Genomic DNA, 21,434 nt, shown 5'->3' with positions numbered 1-21,434 from the left:
GCGCTTTTAAACTGGGTCAAAAAAGCAGGATGGGTGATCGTGACGGTTGTCCCTCAATTCGATTAATACCTACAGAAGCTAATCTTGTTGCTGCTTCTTGCAAAGTAAGTCCATTAGAAAGATCAACATTAAAACATAGCGCAACCTCACTGATTTCAAGGGCATGCCAAGATTTAATTTGGTTCATGCCAGAATCATTCCCTGATTTCCCATTCAGCTGCATAGCACTCCTTTTTTCAGTAAGTCAGAAGCAAAATATAGTCCTGCGACTAGCAAATATCATCACACCAAACTGAAAAATACTCATGTGAAACCCAACACAGAGGCGTTCTAAATTTTTTGGGCTACATAATACTAGAATAGCACGTTCAAAAAGCTTCATTTTCCTTCTTTATAAATTACGCATTCTCGATTAAAAATAAAGCAAGGTGCGAGCCCGCCATACTAGACAAGATATAAGGTTAATTGCTATAGGAAGTGGGAAAATCCTTGCTCATGCTTCGCCGCATCAAGGCTACAATTGCTATTCTCTTCGTTTATTATATTCGCGGATTTTCATATCTGTATTATATTGCGAAAGGGAGTATACAGCCCATAAAGCAGCAGGGATCCAGCCAATAAGGGTTATTTGTAATATCAAACAAACAATTCCAGCTATAGGACGACCAATAGTGAAAAATACTGAAAACGGTAAGAATATAGCTAAAAGTAAACGCATTTGAACTCTATCCATTAGTATGTTTTTATATCATTGTATTCATTTGATGTTTGATATTCAACGAGTGCTTACCGATTTAGAAATTTGAAAACTATGAGTTAGCTACCCTGCCATGAGTCTGGCCAATGCTAAAAGCGCTTATCTCGAATTAAGTGATTTAGGAGGTGAATCAGATTCCTATATAAAAGTAGATAGAAAAAACCGACGGACAAAGACCGACAGATTAGATGCAAGTCGAATGTTAAGTCAACTCAATTTGACCTGAACTTGTGACAAGAGCTATTGTTTTGTGGTTTTTATTACAACAACTTAAGGAGCTCATCCTTGATAAGAAATTATTTAGCAAGGATGAGCGATACATTATTTCATACTGCTAACAAATTCCTTTAAGTCGCTAGGAATTGCATTTTCTTTTTGATAATCGATATTATTGTTTTTTACAAACATAGTGCCTTGGACAAGCAATGAAGGTACGCTTGTTTTTCCACCTAAGGATCTGACCAGGTTAATTAGAGGAAAAGAGTTATTTAATTCCATTACTTTTCCTGATGGATCTACTAGATTGATGGTTTCAATTTGTGGAAAAACCATTTTTAGTGCTTGTCGTTGTTCTGTTGTCATACTTAAAGTTTCGGTATAGCTAACATATAACGTTTTTACATGAGTAAGAGAACCCTTTAATTTAAGTAAATCATCTTGAGAAAAATTATTAAGAAAATTATCATCCAACCTTAAGGTAGTAACATGAGCAGGAATTGCTGCAAACGCTTCAGCTAATTCCGCAGCCTTTTTATTACCTAATAAATTACTGCCTAAATGGAGAAATGTTACACTAGAAGGGATCGCTGCAAAAATTTTTGCCAAGTCTGCCCCTGGTTTTGTAACGAGAAAATTATCTGCTAAATATAGCTCTTTGATTTTAGGGGCAATAGAAGTTAACCCCTGTACGAATTCGTCTGTTAGTCTGGTATCAAGACCATTTTTGCTCAGATCAAGAGCAGTAACTTCTGTTGAAAGCGTTGTAAACTCATTAATAAACTCGTTACTTGCTTTGTATATTAAGTCTTTTAGTTGGTATAACATGATGGAAATTCCTAGTATTTAGTAAAAAACGATATCTTTGATTGCGATATCACCACATTGATTATTTTATAATCATTTGATTGGTGCATAAAATTGCTTTTTTATATGGGCCTATATAAATTATTTATCCTGGAAAAAGCAGTTGGGTTTACAACGATTAAGCTAAGAGTGTTTTTGAGTTTATTGTTATACTTACACACCCTTTTGATAGAGCGAGAAATAGTGCTGCAGCTGACAAAGTTTGTATGCGTCAAGCTGCCATGGGTTCTTCACTTAAGTAGTAAGAATAGAGATTTCTATTTAAGGAAATAAAAAGATTAATTTTTCAATATTTTCAGCAACTAATGCTGATAACCATTGAATTCCTTCATCTGATTGATCTTTCCTATGAGTTATTAAATAAATTGGGATAGGCTCTAAATCAAAAGGTAAAGGTTGTTGAGCCAAATCAAACTGCTTTGCAAAAATATCAATTAAAACTTTGGGAGCTATAGAAATTATTGACTCCGTATTAGCTACTGCAAAAATTGCAGGAAGGATGTTATTGACATACATGACGTCATGACGAGTTAATTTCTTTTTTCTCAAAAACTCAGCAGAGCTACTGTATTGTTTTTCATTAAAGCTGAATGTTAGGTGCCTACTTTCTAAGTACTGATTTAAAGACAATGGATTTTTTATCAAAGGGTTTTTGTTGCTGGCAAAGCAAACAAGTTTTTCTTCGAATAGTTTTCTCACTTTTAATTGGGAGAGTGCTGTATTTTCATCAATAGCACCAATCACAATATCCATATTTTTCTCGATGAATAATGCAGGCTTATCAACCATAGCATTAATCGTTATGTCTATAACAATATTAGGATATTTTTCTAATGAGGTAAGTAAGGAAGGAAGAAGAAGTAGTTCTATATAATCAGGTAAAGCAATTTTAAATATTCGGTTTGATTTCCTGGGGTCAAATTTTTCTTTAGGAGTTAAAATATTTTGGATTTGGAGCATAAATAGCTCTAACTCTGGCAGAAGCTTCTCCGCTTCAGGCGAAAGAAAATATTCACCTTTATCAAAAATTAATAATGGATCTTTAAATATTTCTCGAAGGTGCTTAAGTGAAGAACTCATGGCAGGTTGACTAATAAAAACTTTGTCAGCTGCAGCGCTCACTTTTCTCTCTGTCAAAAGAGCATGCAAGTGTAACAATAAATTCAAATTTATTTTTTTAAAGTTTGCCATTTAATTAAGAACAATCCTTTTTATGTTCATATTAGTATAAATAATTTGTATATGCCCATATGCACAGTGATTTTACGAGGGAACGTTCACAGCATTCAGGGACTGGTCTTTCCTAGAAAGGCAAACAGCAAGCGTAGCCTTGATGGAGCATAGTGTAATCAAGGTTTATTTAATCAAATCCATCAGTTAATTTTAATCAATCCAAATCAATCATGGTTTTTATTAACGCCCTACATGATTGGTCACACTCTTCATTTCACCATTATGTATGGAGTGGTCAAATAGGCAAGTATGGACAAACTCAAGCTCTACCCCAAATAAAGGGGCATTTTAATCAAGTTAGTTTAGACTAACCCTTTGATTTGACGGTCAAAAGGAAGATTAAAATGCCTAAGAAAGATTGTATCCAAGGAACAGTAGTTAATTGGTAACTTGGAAAAATGATCGGTGGGAAGTACAACATATCCATGGCCCATATTTTTTGAAGCTATGCTTACAGGACCAAGATTTTTCTGTTTGCCCTCAACGGTTATAAATATAGCATCAAATGTAGTTTTGAAATTAAAATCGTCCCAATCTTTCCTAATTAAATAACAAGTTCTTGGCGTATTAATGTGGGAATAATCATCTAATATTTCAAATGTTATTGGACATGATTCTTTTTCAATCATATTTATTCCGTTAATCTAATCAAAATAAAATCTTATAAATTTTAGCTTGCCAAGGCAGCCAATACATGTTCTGGATCATTTTTTATGGCTCTTAGCAAAGCCTTAGCAGGTCCAGTTGGTTCCCTTCTCCCCTGCTCCCAATTTCTTAAAGTTCCAATATTCACATCAATTAAATGACAAAATTTTTCTTGAGTTAAGCCCGTTTTTTTTCTTATCTCTTTTACATGAAGAGCATCTACAACAAACTCTCGTGAAGGAACGCGCTCACCATCAATAATTTCGTTCATCTGAGTCATACTTTCGTACAATCGTTCAAATAATTTTTTATCCATGATTACCACCGTTCATTTAATTGTCGTAACATTTTCTTTTGATCTGCAGTCAGATCATCTTGAATACCCTTTTTATAAATAAGTAAGAGTCTTATTTGTGAAGCAGGAGTTACATAATAATAAATAATTCTAACACCACCTCGCTTTCCTTTGCCTTGAGATGACCATCGAACTTTCCTTAGTCCTCCGGTTTGCTGAATCACGTCTCCAGCTAAAGGATTATCAGCAAGATACTCTTGAAACTCAGCATACTCGTCATCAGATAATAGTTCTTTCATGTCTTCTGTAAAAATTGGAGTTTCAATAAAAATCATTGCTATTTCTTATTTTTATTTGATGAATAAAGTATATATCCTAGACAGATATAAGTCAATGGCGTAGTTTTTGGCATGTATATAAAATGGGAATAGGCTTACTCGTCCTATCTTATCAAAACCCAATTTCTAAAATCCTGTCAAACACGATATTTTAAAGTTAACTAATCTGGTTAATTTTTCTAGGTTTCATTAATGGTATATTTTACGGGATAGTTATCTTGGAGCCTGTGGAAGACTGAGAAAACTTGTATTTCAGATGTAATTCAATATATTGCCAATTTAGGCTTTAATTAAAATTATTTGTATTTTTATTTGAATGGTTATGCGAATTATAATGGTTTTGTTTGTGCCTTCCATCCAATTAATGCCTTTTTTGTTAGGTTAAAACGGATGATTCATGAGCCAAGTACAATAAAATGATTCTTTCCTCCTCACTACTCCGAGAGTTATTTATAATTCCTTTATAAAACGTATCTACATAATCTCTGGTATGGATAATATTTATTAATACTACTTGCGTGAATATTTCTAATATATTGTTCTTAATAACAAAATCCTTAATCTCCTTTTGTAAGCATTCAAGCTCATGATCATATAAAAAGATCATAGGATGATTGGCAAGATTAACGAGCAATATTGGTTTGTATCGTGCATATAGGTCTTTCTTTGCTTTTTGAGAGATAATGTTTTTGATACGTTCGATTTCGTCTTCTGGGCTTGTAGTTATTAATCTTACCTGGGGTTCGCTTGAGTTTTTTGTTGATTGAAAATATTGAGCTTGATCTTTTTCCATCAAGAGTAGACGTAACTTCAATGAAAATATCATCTTCTCCCTGCGTGCATATACGAGCATCAAACCCCTGATTGCTAATATTTATAGGGATTAGAATTTTTGAAACACCCGGGATAGGAATCTCTTTTTCAAGAAAATAAGCAAGCGGCAACAGCTCTTCTTTAATTTTCTTCAGCTCGTCGTTTAAATAACGGTTTTTCTTTCCCCTGTTTAATAAACGTAATTCATTTGGGCCGCCTCTATTGTACGCTTCTCTAAGCACTCTAAGGCAATAGAGTTTAAGCTCATAACCAGAACTGTATTCGTTGTATTCATTATCACTAGCCATATAAAAAATTCTGATATTTAGATGGATCACGCCTATTATTAAGAAGTAAATCACTTGATGCAACAGTTTAGGTATAGAATATTTCTTGCAAAATGCCCTAAAGATCCGTGTTTGGGAAACACTATGACGATTGTTGTAAGTTGGATAAGTAATGAAAGAGAATTTCCTACACTAGAGACTGTTGCAGATAGTAGATTAACAAGAGATAATACCCAATAAACCCTGTCCGATAGTATTGGGTATTGATGAACATTTCTTTAGTAAGAAAGAAGGATTTGCTACAACCTTTTGTGACCTAAGAAAGCATAAAGTATTTGATGTAGTGAAAGGACGAAGTGAAGAGGATTTGAAAACCTACCTGCAGCAGTTACCAGGGAAAGAACGAGTCAAAGTGATTTGTATGGATTTAAGTAGTACCTATCGGTCTATGGTAAAAAAATACTTTCCTAATGCGATGATAGTTACCGATAGATTTCATGTAATCCGTTTAATTCAACATCAATGTATGATGACTTATCGAGAACTGTCCCGTGAAATTAAAAGGAATAGGGGCATCCTGGCCCTATTGAGAACCAGGTCTGATAACCTCAGTGAAGAGATGAAAGTAAAAAAGAGATGTATTTTTAACTCAAAATCCTGCTATTGAAGCCATCTATCAATTTCAGCAAGAACTTCATTCTCTGTTAATGAAAAGAGCTTTAACTCAACGTGCCTGCCGTAAAGTAATTCCTACATTCTTGGATATGCTTGTTGAATTGAAGCAGAGCGCGTTTAAAGCGTTAGCTTCGCTAGGAAAAACTCTTAGTGCTTGGAAAGATGAGGTCGCCAGAATGTGGCGGTTTAGTAAATCTAATGGAATAACCGAAGGGTTTCATCGCAAAATGAAACTCATTCAGCGAAGAGCGGCTCTACCCCAAATAAGGGGGCACTTTAATCAAGTTAGTCTAGACTAACTAATTGATTTCGCGATCAAATTGGAGATTAAAGTGCCCAAGCATAATCTTATCTTAAATTTACCTGGTTTTACCATAGAAAAAGTGAGTGGTTATCAACCACTTATATTGGACATTTCTTATCATCGGTTACCTCGTTGTGCGCATTGCCATAGTAAAATGGTTCGTAAGAAGTCCTCATATATACGCACGGTAGCTCATGAGTTAATTGGTAATCGTCGCACTTTATTGCGTTTTAAAGCGTATAAACTCTATTGCAATATGTGCAAACGATACGGTAATCAACAATTCCCGGGTATTAATAAACATCAGCGTTCGACATGGCGTTTACAAGCCGCTGTGTTTCATGATCATACTCGTGGTATTTCTCAAAAAGACCTTGCCCAGCAATTTAATAAAGGAAAAGCCACCATTGAGCGTTGGTATCATCGCCATTATCAGGAGCAAGCAAGAGAACTCATGAATACACCATGCCCAGTGGTGCTTGGTATTGATGAACATTTCTTTAGCCGAAAACAGGGATTTGCAACAACGCTCTGTGACCTCAAAAAACATAAAATTTTTGATATTGTTAAAGGGCGAAGTGAAACAGACCTTTCCAGTTACCTGGCTTCCTTGGTCGGAAAAGAACGAGTCAAAGTAGTCTGTATGGATTTAAGTAGTACGTACCGCTCCATTGTTAAAAAACATTTTCCTAATGCAAAAATAGTAGCAGATCGATTTCATGTCATTCGCTTGCTTCAACATCAATGTATGATGACTTACCGCGAGCTATCGAGCGAAGTAAAAAGTAATCGGGGTATATTAGCTTTACTGCGTACACGACCTGATAGATTGACTCCTCAAAGAAGGATTAAGCGTGATGCATTTCTTGAAGACAATCCAGCTATAAACGCTATATATCAGTTCCAGCAACAAGTTCATTCTTTACTCCTACACAAGTCCATGAATAAAGATTGGTGTAAAAAAATGATTCCGCAGTTTTTAAATATGCTTGATGACCTGAAAAGTAGTCCATTTAAGGCTTTGGCAGCTCTCGGAAAAACATTCGGCCAATGGAAAGAAGAGATAGTACGTATGTGGCGTTTTAGGAAGTCTAATGGCATTACAGAAGGGTTTCATAGAAAGATGAAGTTGATACAAAGAAGAGCTTATGGCTTTCGTAACTTTGAAAATTATAGAACCCGTGTTAGGGTGCTGTGTTGTTAACTGGTGAGTGCCCCCGTAATTGGGAAAGACCCGGATTTGTTGGTCGGGACGGAAGGATTTGAACCTTCGACCACTAGCACCCCATGCTAGTACGCTACCAGGCTGCGCTACGCCCCGACTTGGTGGCAAATGATAACTAAGTCTGGAAGAAATAACAAGGGGTTATTGGCCCGATGGGATATTTGTAGCCTGGGTGCAGCGCAGCGGAACCCGGGATCAAGAGGCTCATTTAATTCAGAAACCCGGGTTCCGCTGCGCTGCACCCGGCTACATTTATTTTGCGGGATAATTCTTTTAGAGCTTTCTGAAAGAATAAAGCTGCATGTGTTAATTTCTGATCTGCATAAAGCCTGCTTTTCTTCTTTTTGTATTGTCCAGTAGGAACCATAGGGCTTCACTAACTGATTTACTGAGGGCGATAAGTGAATGGTCATCCATACATAGGTTCCTTTATCTTTTGGATTTGGCCAGCGATAATAACAAACCAAGTTATCATTCTCATTAATCAGTGTCTGCATAAAACCGACTCTATCCGGTGCTTCCCATCCCTGATAATCCATTTGCCAGTGTAATTTTTCTACCTGGAATGCTTCAGGATTGTATTGATGTTCTTTGACAATTTTAGGCAGAAGGCAAAAATGCAGCTCTTCAGTCATTGGTTCTTCAGATTCTTTCCAAAACCACATGAATTAGTGGATGCAAAAATTAGGAATACGCTTAAAAACTCCCCGCAACTCTTCAAGGCTTCTGCAAGACACTTGAAGAGTATCATGATTACAATAATGTTTTAATCTTCTGAGCTTCAAATTTAGAGTGTGAAATTTGAATGTAGTGTTTGCAACTCAATAATTCTGCATATTGCAAGGCAGCTACTGCATTATTCAATATCTCTTTTGCCAGATCAGGAGAATCTTCCATAATTAAAAAAGCGGTGGTGCTCGTTTGTACTGAAGCCATATGGAGTTTATTAGAGCAGACATTTTTTTCCTGATTATCTGCCAAAGAGGTGATTACCCGAGACAACTCGTAGCATTGGTTGGCCAAAAATTCTTTGCTCGGCCCAGCCTGCACATTCATACTGAATACAAGTAAACTGAATATTAACGCTCTTTTTGAAATTATTTTAATCATAGATACTCCTGTAAGTTGCTCAATAAGCCTGTTTTATTTCACACAATCCTATGCATGAAAAATAAGTTCTACTTTGAGAAAAAGAAACCTCCCTATTTAAACGCTACTGATGCCAATGACGTTGAAGCTTTGGTGAAACGAAATGTAACCCGGCTTGAGTTCCGGGTTACTATTAAAGTCATTGATCTTAGTGCTTAACCGTTTGTCCTTAATTAAGCAAAAGCATTAATGCCTGTAATATGTTTTCCTAGTACCAGAGTATGCACGTTATCCGTACCCTCGTACGTAAAGACTGATTCTAAATTAAGCATGTGACGAATCACATGATATTCAAGGCTGATTCCGTTTGCTCCTAATAGATTCCTGCATTTTCGCGCAATGTTCAATGCCTCGCGGCAGGCATTGCCCTTAGCAAGAGAAATCATCACTGGATTCTCACGATGGTTATCTTTTATTCGGCCTATCTGTAAATTAAGACATTGTGCCTTAATAATTTCAGTATACATTTCTGCCAGGTCTTTTTGAATAAGCTGGAAAGAAGCTAATGGCTTGTTAAACTGTTTACGCTCTAACAGATAGTCGCGGGTAATATCAAAGCATGCCATCGCAGCACCCAGAGCCCCCCAGGCAATTCCGTATCGCGCCTGACTTAAGCAACTTAAAGGGGCGCCTAAACCTTTTTCACTGCCAGGAAGATAATTTTCATCAGGGACAAAAACATTATCAAAAACCAATTCCCCAGTAATGGACGCACGTAATGACATTTTTAATTTGATTTCAGGACGGCTTAATCCTTGAGAATTTGTTTCCACAATAAAACCACGAATGCCTTCATCGGTTTTTGCCCAAACAATAGCGATATCGGCGATTGGTGAATTGGTTATCCACATTTTTGCGCCATTCAAATTCCAGCCACCCTTAACTTTCTTCGCGGTAGTCCTCATGCCCGCTGGATCTGAGCCAAAATCAGGTTCAGTCAAACCAAAGCAACCAATGATCTCGCCTGTAGCCATTCCTGGTAAAAAACGCACGCGTTGCTCTTCAGAACCAAAACGAAAAATAGGATACATGCATAAGGAACTTTGTACCGAAACAAAGCTGCGTAATCCGCTATCACCGCGCTCGAGTTCCTGGCAAACTAAGCCATACGCTACATAAGATGCCTCGGCACCGCCGTATTCTGCAGGTAAAGTCAAACCTAATAAACCTAATTCTGCGGATTTTCTAATAAGCTCGCGTGGAAATTGAGCATGTTCAAAAGACTCAGCCATCAAAGGCGTTACATCGTTGCTCACGAAACGCGCTACACTATCGCGTATCATGCGTTCATCACCATTTAACTGCTCATCAAGAAACAACAAGTCGTCCACTTTCTTTCTCCCTTTTATCAGACTGTAACGCAATTACCGCTTCAATAATACTTTCTTTACTGGGTAACAAATATTGCCAAGCATTACCCAAGGGAATGAAGCAATCTTTACCGGTAATTCGTTTGATTTTCAACCTGGATGAAGCTTCTTCTAACAACAAGGTCATCAAGCCTTCGCTAATTGAACCACTTTGCCTGCCTTCATCCACAATTAATACCTGTTTTGCTTTGGCTACTTCTTTCAAAATCGCTTTAACCGGTAAGGGGCTAAGCCAACGCAAATCCACTATTTTCACGGAAATGTTGTGTTCTTCTTGCAGTACTGCAGCTGCTTGCCGTGATAAATAATACCCATTGGCATAGGTTAAAATAACCGTTGCACCGTCGCCGAAAACACCTACTTCACCCGGTGCAATCGTGGCATCTGGTGCTGGATAATTAAAAAGCCATCCGTTATCGCCAGGCACATGCAAGTCTTTCGTCATGTATAAAGCAATAGGCTCTAAAAAGACAACCACCCTTCCTTCTTCATAAGCCAAACGCATGCACGCACGCAACATTTTTGCTGCATCCGGTCCATTTGAAGGGCATGCGACAATCACTCCTGGCAAATCACGTAATACAGCAATCGAGTTATCATTATGGAAATGGCCGCCAAATCCTTTTTGATAAGCCAATGAGGCGATGCGAAGGACCATAGGGTTTTGATATTGGCCGCTGGAAAAAAAGGATAATGTGGATGCTTCACCACGTAACTGGTCTTCTGCATTATGCAAATAAGCCAAAAACTGAATTTCCGGAACGGGAATAAAGCCATTGTGCGCCATGCCAATTGCAGTGCCTATAATTGTCGTTTCATCCAAAAGAGTATCAAATACCCGACGTTTTCCAAAACGAGCCTGCAGATCAGCAGTCACACGATAAACACCACCCTTTTTGCCCACATCTTCACCAAATACCACCATATTGGGGTATTGCAGCATTAAATCAGTCAAAGCAAAATTGATCTGCTGACATAAATTTCGTTTTTGGGCCAATTGTGAGAATGTATTAGCAAAGGCTGCTGCCCGTCTTTCTTCACTAGGCAGAGGAAATGCTTGTTTTTTAGACACACTAGGAATTAACGAAGACATGACGGCTTCAGCACTGGAAAGTTTAGGTTGTCGTATTGCATCTACTGCTTTTGCTTCAATTAAATCTTTATTATTACGATAAAGACTCAGCATGTCTTGCACCGTCATCCAACCTTCGCGATAAAGAAGACCGGCCGAATGCAATAGAGGATCTTGGGCTTCTCTTGCTTCGATTTCAGCCGTTGTACAATATTGTGACTCAATATCAGAACCGGCATGACCCAACAAGCGCACACAACGCATATGCAAAAAAACAGGTTGTTTTTTTACACGCGCCAAATATTCTGCTTCTTGTGCACTCGCATACGCATCAGCAATGTTCAAACCATCACAAGCAATATAATGCAATCCAGGTCGAGCTCGAACAGAACGCTCTATCCAATCCGAAGGTGTAGGTACAGAAATTCCAATTCCATTGTCCTCACAAATAAACACAATTGGTAGAGGATAATTTTGCTGTGCAATCCATGAGCAAGAATTCAAAGTGGCTTGCGCTGAAGCATGATTTGTTGATGCATCACCAAAGGAGCAAATGATGACTGAATCTGGATTTAAGTTGCCATGAATATTTAATTCTTTTGCACGAGTAATGGATAATGCAGCACCCAAAGCTTTGGGTAAATGGGAGGCAATTGTTGATGTTTGCGGCGGGATATTTAAAGGAACACTACCAAATACTTTATGGCGTCCTCCTGAAATCGGATCAGTTGCCGCAGCAACTAAAGAAAATAAGATATCTCTAACACCGTCTACACCTTGTATTTTCTTGGCGCGTTGTAAATAAAAAGCGCCGCTTCGATAGTGCAAAAATGCCATATCGTCTGGACGAAAAACCTGTCCCCAAACCGCATTACCTTCGTGTCCACTACTACCTATAGTATAAAAAGACAAACCCTTTTCCTTAAGCTGTCTGGCAATCAAATCAAGAAGACGTGATTTAATTTGCGAATCAAAAAGCTCTATAGCAGTTTTTTTATCCAATTCCGCGGTATCCGGACTCATTGTGCTCTTGGGTTTTGGAAAGTCCGCTTGCTCTACTCGCTTTAAAAATTGCTCATCAACTACAATAGCCCTGTCTAACATCACTACATCCTGTTGAGTATTTTTTATGAAGAGATGATGAGTATATACTGATTCAAAATGAACAGGAAGAATGAGTTTGTATCATCAGTTAAAAGGTCTGTTGCTCTCTATGATTTTCATATTTGTAGCGCATGGAACCCGAGAATGATTGAACTCGTGATAATCTCCCGATCCGCTTCGCTCATCCAGGCAACAACACACTGAAATGATCAAATCTTGAGATAAATGAACAAATAATCTACACTTTCTTTTGAAAGCATCCATTAAAGGGGACTTCATAATGAAATGGATTATTCTGTTAGGAAGTGTTGTTTTGATGGCTGGATGTTGTTGTACCAGTGGTGTTACCTACTTCACACCAGCCTATACACCGGTTTATGCCCGCACAGTTACCTACAAACCAGTAGTTACTTATAGACCGGTAGTTACACGTGTTGTAACACCTGTTGTGCAACCTGTAACAGTTTATTCTTACCCAGTAGGACCTCTAGATGTGACAACAACAACGATTGATTTTTATTAATTAAAAAATGCAGCCTGGGTGACGGCTAAGCTGTAACCCAGCGTCTCACAAAATCTTTCTTCCTATTCATTAGGTTGTTGCTAATTCGCTAGATTAAGCTCAAAATGGTATGATTTGTAGAGCGCCGAGCGCAACGCATGTAAAATAGAATTGCAAACTGTTCAAGGGTATATTTGAATCTTAGTGGAATATCAGATTTGAGCTCATCTTGAACGAAAAAATATGCTGAAAAAGCGCAGCATACATCAGTATGTGAGCATTTATCAGCATATTTTTTCGTTCAAGATGAGCCAAATATGGCGTTCCAATTGCATCCTAATCAGCATCTTCCTTGGAAGAGTAACCACATCCCTCCTGTGGGCAAAGAATTTGGCGACCAAATTTTTTGCTTTCTTTTACCGTTAAAATTGGCCAATTACATTTCGGACATGGCTGATTAATCGGTTCATTCCATAAGGCATAATCGCATTTAGGATAATTGCCGCAGGAATAGAAAATTTTTCCCTTCCTTGATTTACGTTGCAAAATTTTTGCTTCATGGCACTTGGGACACTCCACACCCGTATCAGCTGGTTTTTCGATAGGCTCCATATGTTTGCATTGTGGATAATTACTGCAACCTATAAAACGTCCATAACGTCCTGTTTTCACATGTAAGGGACTGGAGCATGCCGGACAGACTCTCCCCTCAACAACTTCTGGTTCATTTTTTTCGTTGTCCTGACCCGCGATGTCTTGAGTGTAATCACATTCAGGGTAGCCAGTACAACCAATGAAACGCCCACGTTTACCTAATCTTATTGACAATGGCTTGCCACATTTTGGACACTGTTCATCCAGAACTTCAGAGGTTACATCTTTACGCTGCACTTGTTGATCTGTGGTTTCAATTTGTTGTACAAATGGCTGCCAAAATTCTTCTAAAACGGGAATCCATTCTTTTTCACCGCGCGAAATAGCATCCAAAGTATCTTCAAGTTCCGCGGTAAATTTATAATCTACATAACGCGTAAAATAACCCGTCAAAAAGCGATTCACGATACGGCCAACATCTGTTGGAAAGAATCTTTTCTTCTCGACAACAACATATTCGCGCTGTTGTAAGGTATGAATAATGGACGCATAAGTTGAAGGACGGCCAATATCATATTCTTCCAGTGCCTTCACCAGCGTTGCTTCCGAGTATCTTGGTGGCGGCTCAGTAAAATGTTGATTGGCTAAGATGTCATCTACTTTGACTTTTTCACCGACGACCAATGGGGGTAATAATGAACCTTCATTGTCATCATCTTTGGTATCATCACGACCTTCTTCATATACGGAAAGGAATCCGGAAAAAGTAACTGTAGAACCATTAGCGCGGAAAATAGAGCCCTCGCCGCAGCTTAAATCCACTGCAACCGTATCCAGTATCGCATCGGCCATTTGGCAGGCAACCGTACGCTTCCAGATCAAACTGTAGAGTTTGTATTGATCTGCAGTTAGTGATGATTGCACCATTTCTGGTGAACGTTTAATGGATGTTGGACGAATCGCTTCATGTGCTTCTTGGGCATTTTTCGATTTGGTTTTGTAAATTCTTGGGCTTGCAGGACAATTGTCGGCGCCATAACGCTGAGTAATAAACTGTCGCGTTTCTTCTATTGCCTCTGCAGATAAATTAACCGAATCCGTACGCATATAGGTAATAAGACCGACTGTCCCTGTCCCAATATCTATCCCTTCATACAATTGCTGGGCGACCATCATTGACTTTCGGGCAGTAAAGCCTAATTTTCGTGCGGCTTCCTGTTGTAACGTTGAAGTAATAAATGGCGGTGCAGGCTTACGCTTGCGTTGCTTTTTCTCAATTTGGGTAACCAGTAAATGACCTTGCGCCTGACGAATCAAATGCTCTTTGATTTGTTGCGCCTGCTCTTCTTTGGTTACCGTAAACTGCTGTAATTTTTCATTTTTATAATGCGTCAAACGCGCTTCAAAGGATACCTTTGCATGCATGCATTGAGCTAAAATCTTCCAATATTCTTGAGCTACAAAACGCTCAATTTCCTCTTCTCGTTCGACAATAAGTCGTAAAGCCGGGCTTTGTACTCGCCCTGCAGAAAGTCCTCTTCTAACCTTTTTCCATAACAAAGGAGATAAATTAAATCCCACTAAATAATCCAATGCCCGTCGTGCTTGTTGGGCATTCACTAAATCCATAGAAATAGAACGTGGATGATTTATTGCATCCTGAATTGCTGATTTGGTAATTTCATTGAAAAAAATCCGGTGAATGGGCTTATCTTTTGTTAGATTTTTTTCCTTCATTAATTCATAAATATGCCAGGAAATAGCTTCGCCTTCGCGATCAGGGTCCGTTGCGAGCAGTAAGGAGTCTGATTTTTTGAGCATTTTCGCAATGGTTTCGATATGGCGTGAGTTTTTTTCAATAGGCACATAGGTCATTGCAAAATGCTTATCGGGATTAACCGAGCCCTTACGTGCCGGCAAATCACGAACATGTCCATAAGAGGCAACCACCTCATAGTCATTACCCAAATATTTTTGAATTGTCTTCGCTTTGGCAGGTGACTCAACGATCACCAAATGTTTACTCATAGTAACGTCAACCTTATCCTTTTCACTTCATCCCTAAGCACCAGGAATGCCCGACTTGAGGACAAGTACGAAGCATTGGCACTGAAAATGAAATATCACCAACTTCTAGTAATATAGGTAATATACCCAAGAAACTCCAAAATGCCAGATTTTAACCTATTGCTTTTATCGTCCAGAACAAAAAATCAAATCGTCTAAAACGAGCATTTCGAAGTTTCATGGGTATAGATGAGCTTTTAATGTAATGTCAATTCATCTTCTGATTGATAAAGGACTAAATCAAGAAAAGCAAGCTGTTCTTCATTTAACGAACTCGCCAAGGCATTTCTTATGGTCCATTTAGTCTCTTGAAGCGTTACGATACGAGATTCAGAAAATTGTAATTGGTTCATAATCATTTCAAACGATTCTGGATTAAGAACTTTCCATAATTTCATACGCATGAGAAATTGATAACTGGCCTTAGTCAGTTTCATTTGCTCGTCATAAGTAAAAACTCGTGTGGAAGTGTGTTGTTGCAACTTCAAATGCAAAACTTGTTCCTCTGAAGCCCCAATATCTTCTTCATTAAGTTGTTCTGATGCATCCTGATCAGCAGTTTTATGGCTTTTTTGCAGCTGGGTAAGACTTTTTTCAAATAAACTCAATAACATTTCAAATAAGTTATCTTTCATATACTAACACCTCATATAGCCACCGGGCACAGATACAACAGCCCCATTTAATTCTAATTCTGCAAGCTCACTCGTGACTTGCTCAACGGTGCATCCACTACGTGAAATGATCTGATCAACAGTTGTCATTTCAAAGCCAATGAACTTTACTAGGTTTTTATTCCCGCTGGCAAGAGGTAAAATAGCTTTATCAGCTGTTTGTTGTTCTGCTTCAATCTGTAACTCCTCAAGAACATCAACCACTGAAGTAACTAATTTGGCTCCTTGCTGCAACAGGTAATGACACCCTCGAGCCAGAGGATTATGAATGGAACCAGGGATCGCTAAAACATCTCGGTTTTGTTCCAAAGCCATTCGTGCTGTGATTAACGAACCACTCTTGATTGCCGACTCAACAACCAAAGTGCACAATGATAAACCACTTATTATACGATTTCTTCTAGGGAAATGTCCAGAGCTTGGTGGACTTTTTAAGCAAAATTCGCTCACTAATAAGCCATCTTGCGCAATTTGTTGTGACAATATCGTGTGCCGGTGAGGATATATTCGATCAATTCCAGTGCCTAAAACTGCAATTGTTTGTCCTCCTGCCTCCAAACATCCCAAATGAGCCTGAGCGTCAATACCAAGTGCCAAACCACTTACGATAGTAACGCCATGGGATGCGATTGCTTTTGCAAATTGCCGTGCATTTTCACTTCCAGTTACCGTAGGATTGCGGCTACCTACTACAGCTAATGCAGGTTGATTGAAACAGGAGAGCTGTCCTTTTGCATACAAAACGATAGGAGGATCCGTAATTTCCTTCAATAAAGCGGGATATTCAGGCGAATCCCAAGTGAGTATATGATGATCGTCTGCAGCCGCCAACCAACTAAGATCTTCTTGAACCAAGTTCAAATCAAAACCCGCTATAGTTTGTGCCAAAGCAAAGGGTAAACCCGCTTGCTCCAGTTCAACTGCTGAGAGCTGGAACATTTGTTGTAAATCAGGCCAACGTTTTTGTAGTTTGTCTACTGTACGCGGCCCCACTCGCTCCATTCGGTTTAATGCGAGATAATAGGATAAATTATTCATGGATTGGTCACTAAATTTAATAAATAAACAGCGCGGGATGAACGAACGATTAAAGCAAAACTGGTTTTCGTAAACACGCGGAAAACCATAGCCTCACCAATACGTTCAGGAGGCAATCGGACAGGGAACAGCCTATTTTGGGGATCATTGACGAGACGTGATTTTCTATAGATAGCCAGGACATCCCCTGCTTCAAGCCCGTCTCGGGCACCCAAACTAACCACGACCACGCCGCCAACAGCTTCTTCGACATTCCCATCAGGCATGCCATTAGGCATGTCGATAATAAATCCCTTTACAAGGAACAAAGGCGCTTTGGGCACAAAATTCAAATTAAATCCAGGGCTATTATTAATCAGGACACTATCTTGTACTTTAACACCTTCATTAATGTCAGTTAATAAAATAGTTGCAGGTTCCCCCCCTGCAAGCAACTCTGCATTACCTACCAAATTCGCTCGATATCCCAAAAACTCTTTGGTTATAGGGTGCACATAATCTTTTCCACCCCTAAAAACAGAATAAGCAGGGACCCCTATTGCAGGCAGTACTCGTGAAGGATGTAATCCTTTAACATAAGCTTTATCTCCTTGGCCAGCCAACATGCGCTCTCCTATTAGAGAGACGATGTAAGGAGCCCGATTAATAACATCTTGATCCAATATAAGCGACTCGTTTAAAAAAGGTTTAATCTCATTTAAAAGAATTGCAGGGATGGGGTCATCTAAAGATAAGGGACGGACATTAGGTGATAATTTTATTGTGCCATTCGATAGTACTTTGATATAGGGTCTGTTTCCAGAATAGGCTAAAGCCAGAACTGCTCCTGGATATAAACGATTGGGATTTTTTATCTTTGGATTGGCCAGCCAAAGTTCCTTCCATTCCCAGGGATTGTCTAAATAGCGACCTGCTATACTCCATAAAGTATCACCATGTTGAACTACATACTGCTCAGGAGCGTCTGCTTTCAAGCTTAAAGCATAATTCAAAGTGGTGAAAAAAAAGAAGGGTATAAAGAGAATAAATCTCATTCGAGGCAATCCTTTGTTGGAATATCTTGCAGCCTTACAATATATGAAGGATAATATTAGCATGATTTTTGTGTAGAGAACCAGATAAACAATGGCTATTCATCCGATTTTATATTTGCCTGACGCTCGATTAAGAGCGGTTGCAAAACCTGTTATTGATTTTGATGACAAATTGCAAACTCTAATTGACGACATGTTTGAGACAATGTACAACGCTCGCGGCGTTGGCCTTGCTGCGCCTCAAATTGGTATTAGTCTGCGTTTGTCCGTAATTGATATTACAGGCGAAAAACAGGAGCAAATGGTTATTATCAATCCTGAAATCATTGCATCAGAAGGCGAAAAAAAATTTGAAGAAGGTTGTCTTTCTGTTCCCGGTGCTTATGATACGGTTATCCGTGCAGAAAAAGTTACAGTAAAAGCCTTAGATAGAAATGGTACCCCTTATGAAATTAAAGCCGAAGGCTTGCTCGCTGAATGTTTGCAACATGAAATTGATCACATGAATGGTAAACTGTTTATTGATCTGCTTTCCCCATTGAAAAAAGCCATGGCTCGTAAAAAATTAGATAAATTTAAACGTCAACAAGCACGTAAATAATACCCTGAGTGGTAGACGCAAAAATTAAAAAAGCAGTTTATTGTAAAATAATAGATTTTACAGGCGCTTCCCTACATACCGCGCTTTATGCGCGGTATCCAGAACGATACCTTGGGGGTACCTCCCGACTCTTTTTTAAAGAAAGATCTCTGGATACCGCGCATAAAGCGCGGTACGTAGGATAAGAGAATTTGTAGGGGATTTCTCAAAGATAATGCGCTGCATTTTTTTCACAGTTTTTTCATTCAAGATGCGTCTCTTAAAAACGCTCCTTGATCGAGGTGAGTAATTATCATGAGTCGATTGAACATCGTTTTCGCAGGAACCCCAGAATTTGGGTTGCCTTGTCTTAATGCACTGCTGCATTCCACACATCATATTCAAGCAATTTATACTCAACCAGACCGTCCTGCAGGACGCGGCCGAAAACTACAAGCATCTGCAGTGAAAGAATGGGCATTAAACCATCAAATTCCAGTCTATCAACCGCTGAATTTCAAAAATCCTGAAACAATCGCAGAGCTTGCAGCATTAAAACCTGATGTCATGGTCGTCATCGCTTATGGTTTAATCTTGCCTAAAGCAGTGCTGGAAATTCCCCGCTTAGGCTGTATTAATGTACATGCTTCCTTGTTACCTCGTTGGCGTGGCGCCTCTCCCATTCAATCCGCCATTCTTCATGGCGATACAGAGTCTGGGGTAACAATTATGCAAATGGATGCCGGCATGGATACAGGTGCTATACTGCGTAAAATCACCTGTCCGATAAGTACCACAGAAACAGCACAAAGCTTGCATGACAGTCTGGCAAAAATTTCCGCGCAACCTTTACTCCAAACCTTAGATGAATTAGCTTCCCAAAGCGCAAAACCTGAAATTCAAAATAATGAATTAGCTACCTATGCCAGCAAAATTAATAAAGAAGATGCGCACATTAACTGGCAACAAACTGCAGTAGAAATCGATCGAAAAATTCGCGCATTCAATCCCTGGCCAATCACTTACACACACTTAAATGAAGAAATTTTGCGAATCCATCAAGCCCAAGTTGTGGCACTACCCTTTTCCCAACCACCGGGTACTGTAGTCAACATCGATAAAAAAGGGATGTTGGTGGCAACCGGAGAGCAAGGCGTGCTCGTGCAGCGAATTCAGTTTCCAGGTGCTAAAGTAATTTCCATAGCAGATTGGTTAAATTCCTCCAAATCACAGGTACATGCAGGATTTGTGTTTTCATGAACAAGAATGAACGACTGCATGCCTTAAAAATTTTAACTCACTTATTAACTGGAAAATCATCGTTATCCCAGCTTATGCCTGCAACAACCGAAGTCAGCCCGATGACCAAAGAGATTTGCTTTGGCTTTTGTCGTCATTATTTTCGTTTACAGGCCTTAGCAGAATGTTTACTGCAAAAAAAACCTAAAGAATTGGAAATCTGGGTAGCGTTGCTTATCGGTCTTTATCAATTACACTATATGCAGCTGCCTGATTATGCCGTAGTCAAGGAAACAGTTGCCTTACTTGAAAAAATCAAAAAACCATGGGCAAAAGGCTTGGTGAACGCCGTTTTACGCAATTTTTGCCGTCAGCAAAAAGAAATTTTGGCACGTCTTAACACTGATCCTTTATTCATTCATGGCCAGCCCCTATGGTTATTGGATCGTTTACAAACAGATTGGCCTGATGACTGGCAATCCATCGCTCAAGCAAATGACATGCATCCCCCCATGACCTTAAGAGTTAATGTACAAAAAAATTCTGTTGCCGAATATTTACAGATTTTAAAACGAGAAGGCATTGCTGCTGAACTCCATCCTGTAGCACCCGAAGGAATTAATTTAATAACGCCTTGTGATGTGCGCCAGCTCCCTGGTTTTGCAGAAGGATGTATTTCCGTTCAAGATGGCGCAGCACAATTGGCTGCCTCTTTATTGTCCTTAAAACCAGGGTTACGTCTTCTCGATGCCTGTTGTGCTCCCGGAGGAAAAACCTGCCATATTCTAGAAAAAGAACCTAATCTGTCGGCGTGTATTGCTTTAGATGTTGATCCCAAACGATTGAAACGCGTGCGAGAAAACTTAGACCGCCTTAATTTGCATGCAACATTAATGGAGGGCGATGCTTTAACTCCTACCCAATGGTGGGATGGCCAACTTTTTGATCGTATTTTATTAGATGCTCCTTGTTCTGCAACAGGTGTCATTCGACGCCATTCAGATATAAAATTACTACGTAACAATGAAGAAATTGTTACTATAACTAAAATCCAGCAGAACATGCTCGATTGCTTATGGCCTTTGCTCGCAAAAGGCGGCTTACTGGTTTATGCCACTTGTTCAGTGATGCCCGCTGAAAATGAGCAACAAATTGCAAATTTTGTTGCAACCCATCCAGACTGTACGATAATAAAAGAATACGGGATCAGTGGACATGCAACAAAGCATGGCTTACAGATTTTACCCGGGGAACAAGGTATGGATGGATTTTTCTATGCCGTACTATTTAAGAGTAATAACTCGTTCCCATATTAACTTGAACAGTTGGATTTGCGTGGAGGTTGTGAGAAAATTT

Annotated in this window: 23 protein-coding genes, 1 tRNA gene and 1 pseudogene; 8 read left to right on the top strand and 17 right to left on the bottom strand. The window is 39.0% G+C overall.

Annotated features, from left to right (window positions below):
• Positions 1 to 16: 16 nt before the first annotated feature.
• The gene (locus DY223_RS19380; RefSeq protein ID WP_259293190.1) at positions 17 to 187 is read right to left on the bottom strand and encodes a cation-transporting P-type ATPase; all 171 of its coding nucleotides are present in this window, start codon (positions 185 to 187) and stop codon (positions 17 to 19) included.
• A 336-nt stretch (positions 188 to 523) separates the two neighbouring features.
• The gene (locus tag DY223_RS03535) at positions 524 to 733 is read right to left on the bottom strand and encodes a YqaE/Pmp3 family membrane protein (protein WP_259293189.1); all 210 of its coding nucleotides are present in this window, start codon (positions 731 to 733) and stop codon (positions 524 to 526) included.
• Between the two features lie 97 nt (positions 734 to 830).
• Between DY223_RS03535 and DY223_RS19050 the strand changes: the two genes are divergently transcribed.
• Positions 831 to 983, top strand: coding sequence for a hypothetical protein (locus tag DY223_RS19050; RefSeq protein ID WP_160116270.1), 153 nt, complete (start codon positions 831 to 833; stop codon positions 981 to 983).
• 95 nt (positions 984 to 1,078) lie between these two features.
• Here the strand turns inward: DY223_RS19050 and DY223_RS03530 are convergent, their stop codons facing one another.
• The 6 genes from DY223_RS03530 to DY223_RS19005 form a co-directional block, all read right to left on the bottom strand.
• On the bottom strand, positions 1,079 to 1,801 hold the full coding sequence (locus tag DY223_RS03530; protein ID WP_058460896.1) for a hypothetical protein: 723 nt from the start codon (positions 1,799 to 1,801) through the stop codon (positions 1,079 to 1,081).
• A gap of 300 nt (positions 1,802 to 2,101) precedes the next feature.
• Positions 2,102 to 3,031, bottom strand: a complete 930-nt coding sequence (gene lelA, locus DY223_RS03525) for a LysR family transcriptional regulator LelA (protein ID WP_058460897.1) — start codon at positions 3,029 to 3,031, stop codon at positions 2,102 to 2,104.
• A 344-nt stretch (positions 3,032 to 3,375) separates the two neighbouring features.
• On the bottom strand, positions 3,376 to 3,702 hold the full coding sequence (locus DY223_RS03520) for a hypothetical protein (RefSeq protein WP_058460898.1): 327 nt from the start codon (positions 3,700 to 3,702) through the stop codon (positions 3,376 to 3,378).
• A 41-nt stretch (positions 3,703 to 3,743) separates the two neighbouring features.
• Positions 3,744 to 4,034: a helix-turn-helix domain-containing protein gene (locus DY223_RS03515; protein ID WP_058460899.1), complete on the bottom strand. Its 291-nt coding sequence runs from the start codon at positions 4,032 to 4,034 to the stop codon at positions 3,744 to 3,746.
• A 2-nt stretch (positions 4,035 to 4,036) separates the two neighbouring features.
• Positions 4,037 to 4,348: a hypothetical protein gene (locus DY223_RS03510; protein WP_058460900.1), complete on the bottom strand. Its 312-nt coding sequence runs from the start codon at positions 4,346 to 4,348 to the stop codon at positions 4,037 to 4,039.
• A gap of 626 nt (positions 4,349 to 4,974) precedes the next feature.
• Positions 4,975 to 5,472, bottom strand: a complete 498-nt coding sequence (locus tag DY223_RS19005) for a hypothetical protein (RefSeq protein ID WP_131744488.1) — start codon at positions 5,470 to 5,472, stop codon at positions 4,975 to 4,977.
• A 214-nt stretch (positions 5,473 to 5,686) separates the two neighbouring features.
• Here DY223_RS19005 and DY223_RS19775 point away from each other — a divergent pair.
• Positions 5,687 to 6,425: pseudogene (locus DY223_RS19775) on the top strand (ISL3 family transposase); the annotation flags it as partial.
• 33 nt (positions 6,426 to 6,458) lie between these two features.
• Positions 6,459 to 7,634, top strand: a complete 1,176-nt coding sequence (locus DY223_RS03495; RefSeq protein WP_115684276.1) for an ISL3 family transposase — start codon at positions 6,459 to 6,461, stop codon at positions 7,632 to 7,634.
• 40 nt (positions 7,635 to 7,674) lie between these two features.
• Here the strand turns inward: DY223_RS03495 and DY223_RS03490 are convergent.
• The 3 genes from DY223_RS03490 to DY223_RS03480 all read right to left on the bottom strand — a co-directional run bounded on the left by DY223_RS03490 (position 7,675) and on the right by DY223_RS03480 (position 8,765).
• Positions 7,675 to 7,751 (bottom strand) — tRNA-Pro (locus DY223_RS03490).
• Positions 7,742 to 8,320: a hypothetical protein gene (locus DY223_RS03485; protein ID WP_064115104.1), complete on the bottom strand. Its 579-nt coding sequence runs from the start codon at positions 8,318 to 8,320 to the stop codon at positions 7,742 to 7,744. Before DY223_RS03485 ends, DY223_RS03490 begins: the two co-directional genes overlap by 10 nt.
• An 88-nt stretch (positions 8,321 to 8,408) precedes the next feature.
• Positions 8,409 to 8,765: a hypothetical protein gene (locus DY223_RS03480; protein WP_058459667.1), complete on the bottom strand. Its 357-nt coding sequence runs from the start codon at positions 8,763 to 8,765 to the stop codon at positions 8,409 to 8,411.
• A 54-nt stretch (positions 8,766 to 8,819) separates the two neighbouring features.
• Between DY223_RS03480 and DY223_RS19045 the strand changes: the two genes are divergently transcribed.
• Entirely contained in the window at positions 8,820 to 8,963 is a 144-nt protein-coding gene (locus DY223_RS19045; RefSeq protein WP_160116269.1) for a hypothetical protein, read from the top strand.
• A gap of 14 nt (positions 8,964 to 8,977) precedes the next feature.
• On the opposite strand, the gene DY223_RS03475 is transcribed toward DY223_RS19045, so the two are convergent.
• Together DY223_RS03475 and DY223_RS03470 are read right to left on the bottom strand one after the other, a co-directional pair.
• Positions 8,978 to 10,135: an acyl-CoA dehydrogenase family protein gene (locus DY223_RS03475; RefSeq protein ID WP_058459668.1), complete on the bottom strand. Its 1,158-nt coding sequence runs from the start codon at positions 10,133 to 10,135 to the stop codon at positions 8,978 to 8,980.
• Positions 10,113 to 12,350, bottom strand: a complete 2,238-nt coding sequence (locus tag DY223_RS03470) for a dehydrogenase E1 component subunit alpha/beta (RefSeq protein ID WP_058459669.1) — start codon at positions 12,348 to 12,350, stop codon at positions 10,113 to 10,115. Before DY223_RS03470 ends, DY223_RS03475 begins: the two co-directional genes overlap by 23 nt.
• Positions 12,351 to 12,630: 280 nt before the next feature.
• Here DY223_RS03470 and DY223_RS03465 point away from each other — a divergent pair, with 280 nt between their 5' ends.
• Complete coding sequence (locus tag DY223_RS03465) at positions 12,631 to 12,873, top strand: hypothetical protein (protein ID WP_058459670.1); 243 nt, start codon at positions 12,631 to 12,633, stop codon at positions 12,871 to 12,873.
• Positions 12,874 to 13,188: 315 nt separating this feature from the next.
• Here DY223_RS03465 and topA read toward each other — a convergent pair whose 3' ends face one another.
• The 4 genes from topA to DY223_RS03445 form a co-directional block, all read right to left on the bottom strand.
• Positions 13,189 to 15,474 carry a type I DNA topoisomerase gene (topA, locus tag DY223_RS03460; RefSeq protein ID WP_058459671.1) on the bottom strand — a complete coding sequence of 762 codons (2,286 nt, stop codon included), beginning with the start codon at positions 15,472 to 15,474 and terminating at the stop codon, positions 13,189 to 13,191.
• A gap of 236 nt (positions 15,475 to 15,710) precedes the next feature.
• Positions 15,711 to 16,148 (bottom strand): DUF494 family protein, encoded by a 438-nt coding sequence (locus DY223_RS03455; protein ID WP_058459672.1) that lies wholly within the window; start codon positions 16,146 to 16,148, stop codon positions 15,711 to 15,713.
• A gap of 3 nt (positions 16,149 to 16,151) precedes the next feature.
• On the bottom strand, positions 16,152 to 17,225 hold the full coding sequence (gene dprA, locus DY223_RS03450; protein ID WP_058459673.1) for a DNA-processing protein DprA: 1,074 nt from the start codon (positions 17,223 to 17,225) through the stop codon (positions 16,152 to 16,154).
• Complete coding sequence (locus tag DY223_RS03445; RefSeq protein WP_058459674.1) at positions 17,222 to 18,259, bottom strand: LysM peptidoglycan-binding domain-containing protein; 1,038 nt, start codon at positions 18,257 to 18,259, stop codon at positions 17,222 to 17,224. Before DY223_RS03445 ends, dprA begins: the two co-directional genes overlap by 4 nt.
• Positions 18,260 to 18,350: 91 nt before the next feature.
• On the opposite strand from DY223_RS03445, the gene def reads away from it, so the two are divergent.
• The 3 genes from def (at position 18,351) to rsmB (ending at position 21,394) form a co-directional block, all read left to right on the top strand.
• Complete coding sequence (gene def, locus DY223_RS03440) at positions 18,351 to 18,860, top strand: peptide deformylase (RefSeq protein ID WP_058459675.1); 510 nt, start codon at positions 18,351 to 18,353, stop codon at positions 18,858 to 18,860.
• Between the two features lie 294 nt (positions 18,861 to 19,154).
• Positions 19,155 to 20,099 carry a methionyl-tRNA formyltransferase gene (gene fmt / locus DY223_RS03435; RefSeq protein WP_058459676.1) on the top strand — a complete coding sequence of 315 codons (945 nt, stop codon included), beginning with the start codon at positions 19,155 to 19,157 and terminating at the stop codon, positions 20,097 to 20,099.
• Positions 20,096 to 21,394, top strand: a complete 1,299-nt coding sequence (gene rsmB, locus DY223_RS03430) for a 16S rRNA (cytosine(967)-C(5))-methyltransferase RsmB (protein WP_058459677.1) — start codon at positions 20,096 to 20,098, stop codon at positions 21,392 to 21,394. Before fmt ends, rsmB begins: the two co-directional genes overlap by 4 nt.
• Positions 21,395 to 21,434: the final 40 nt, after the last annotated feature.

The organism is Legionella bozemanae (assembly GCF_900450575.1).
In the GTDB taxonomy this organism is placed as follows: Bacteria; Pseudomonadota; Gammaproteobacteria; order Legionellales; family Legionellaceae; genus Legionella; species Legionella bozemanae.
This window is presented reverse-complemented; position numbering and strand designations above follow the sequence as displayed.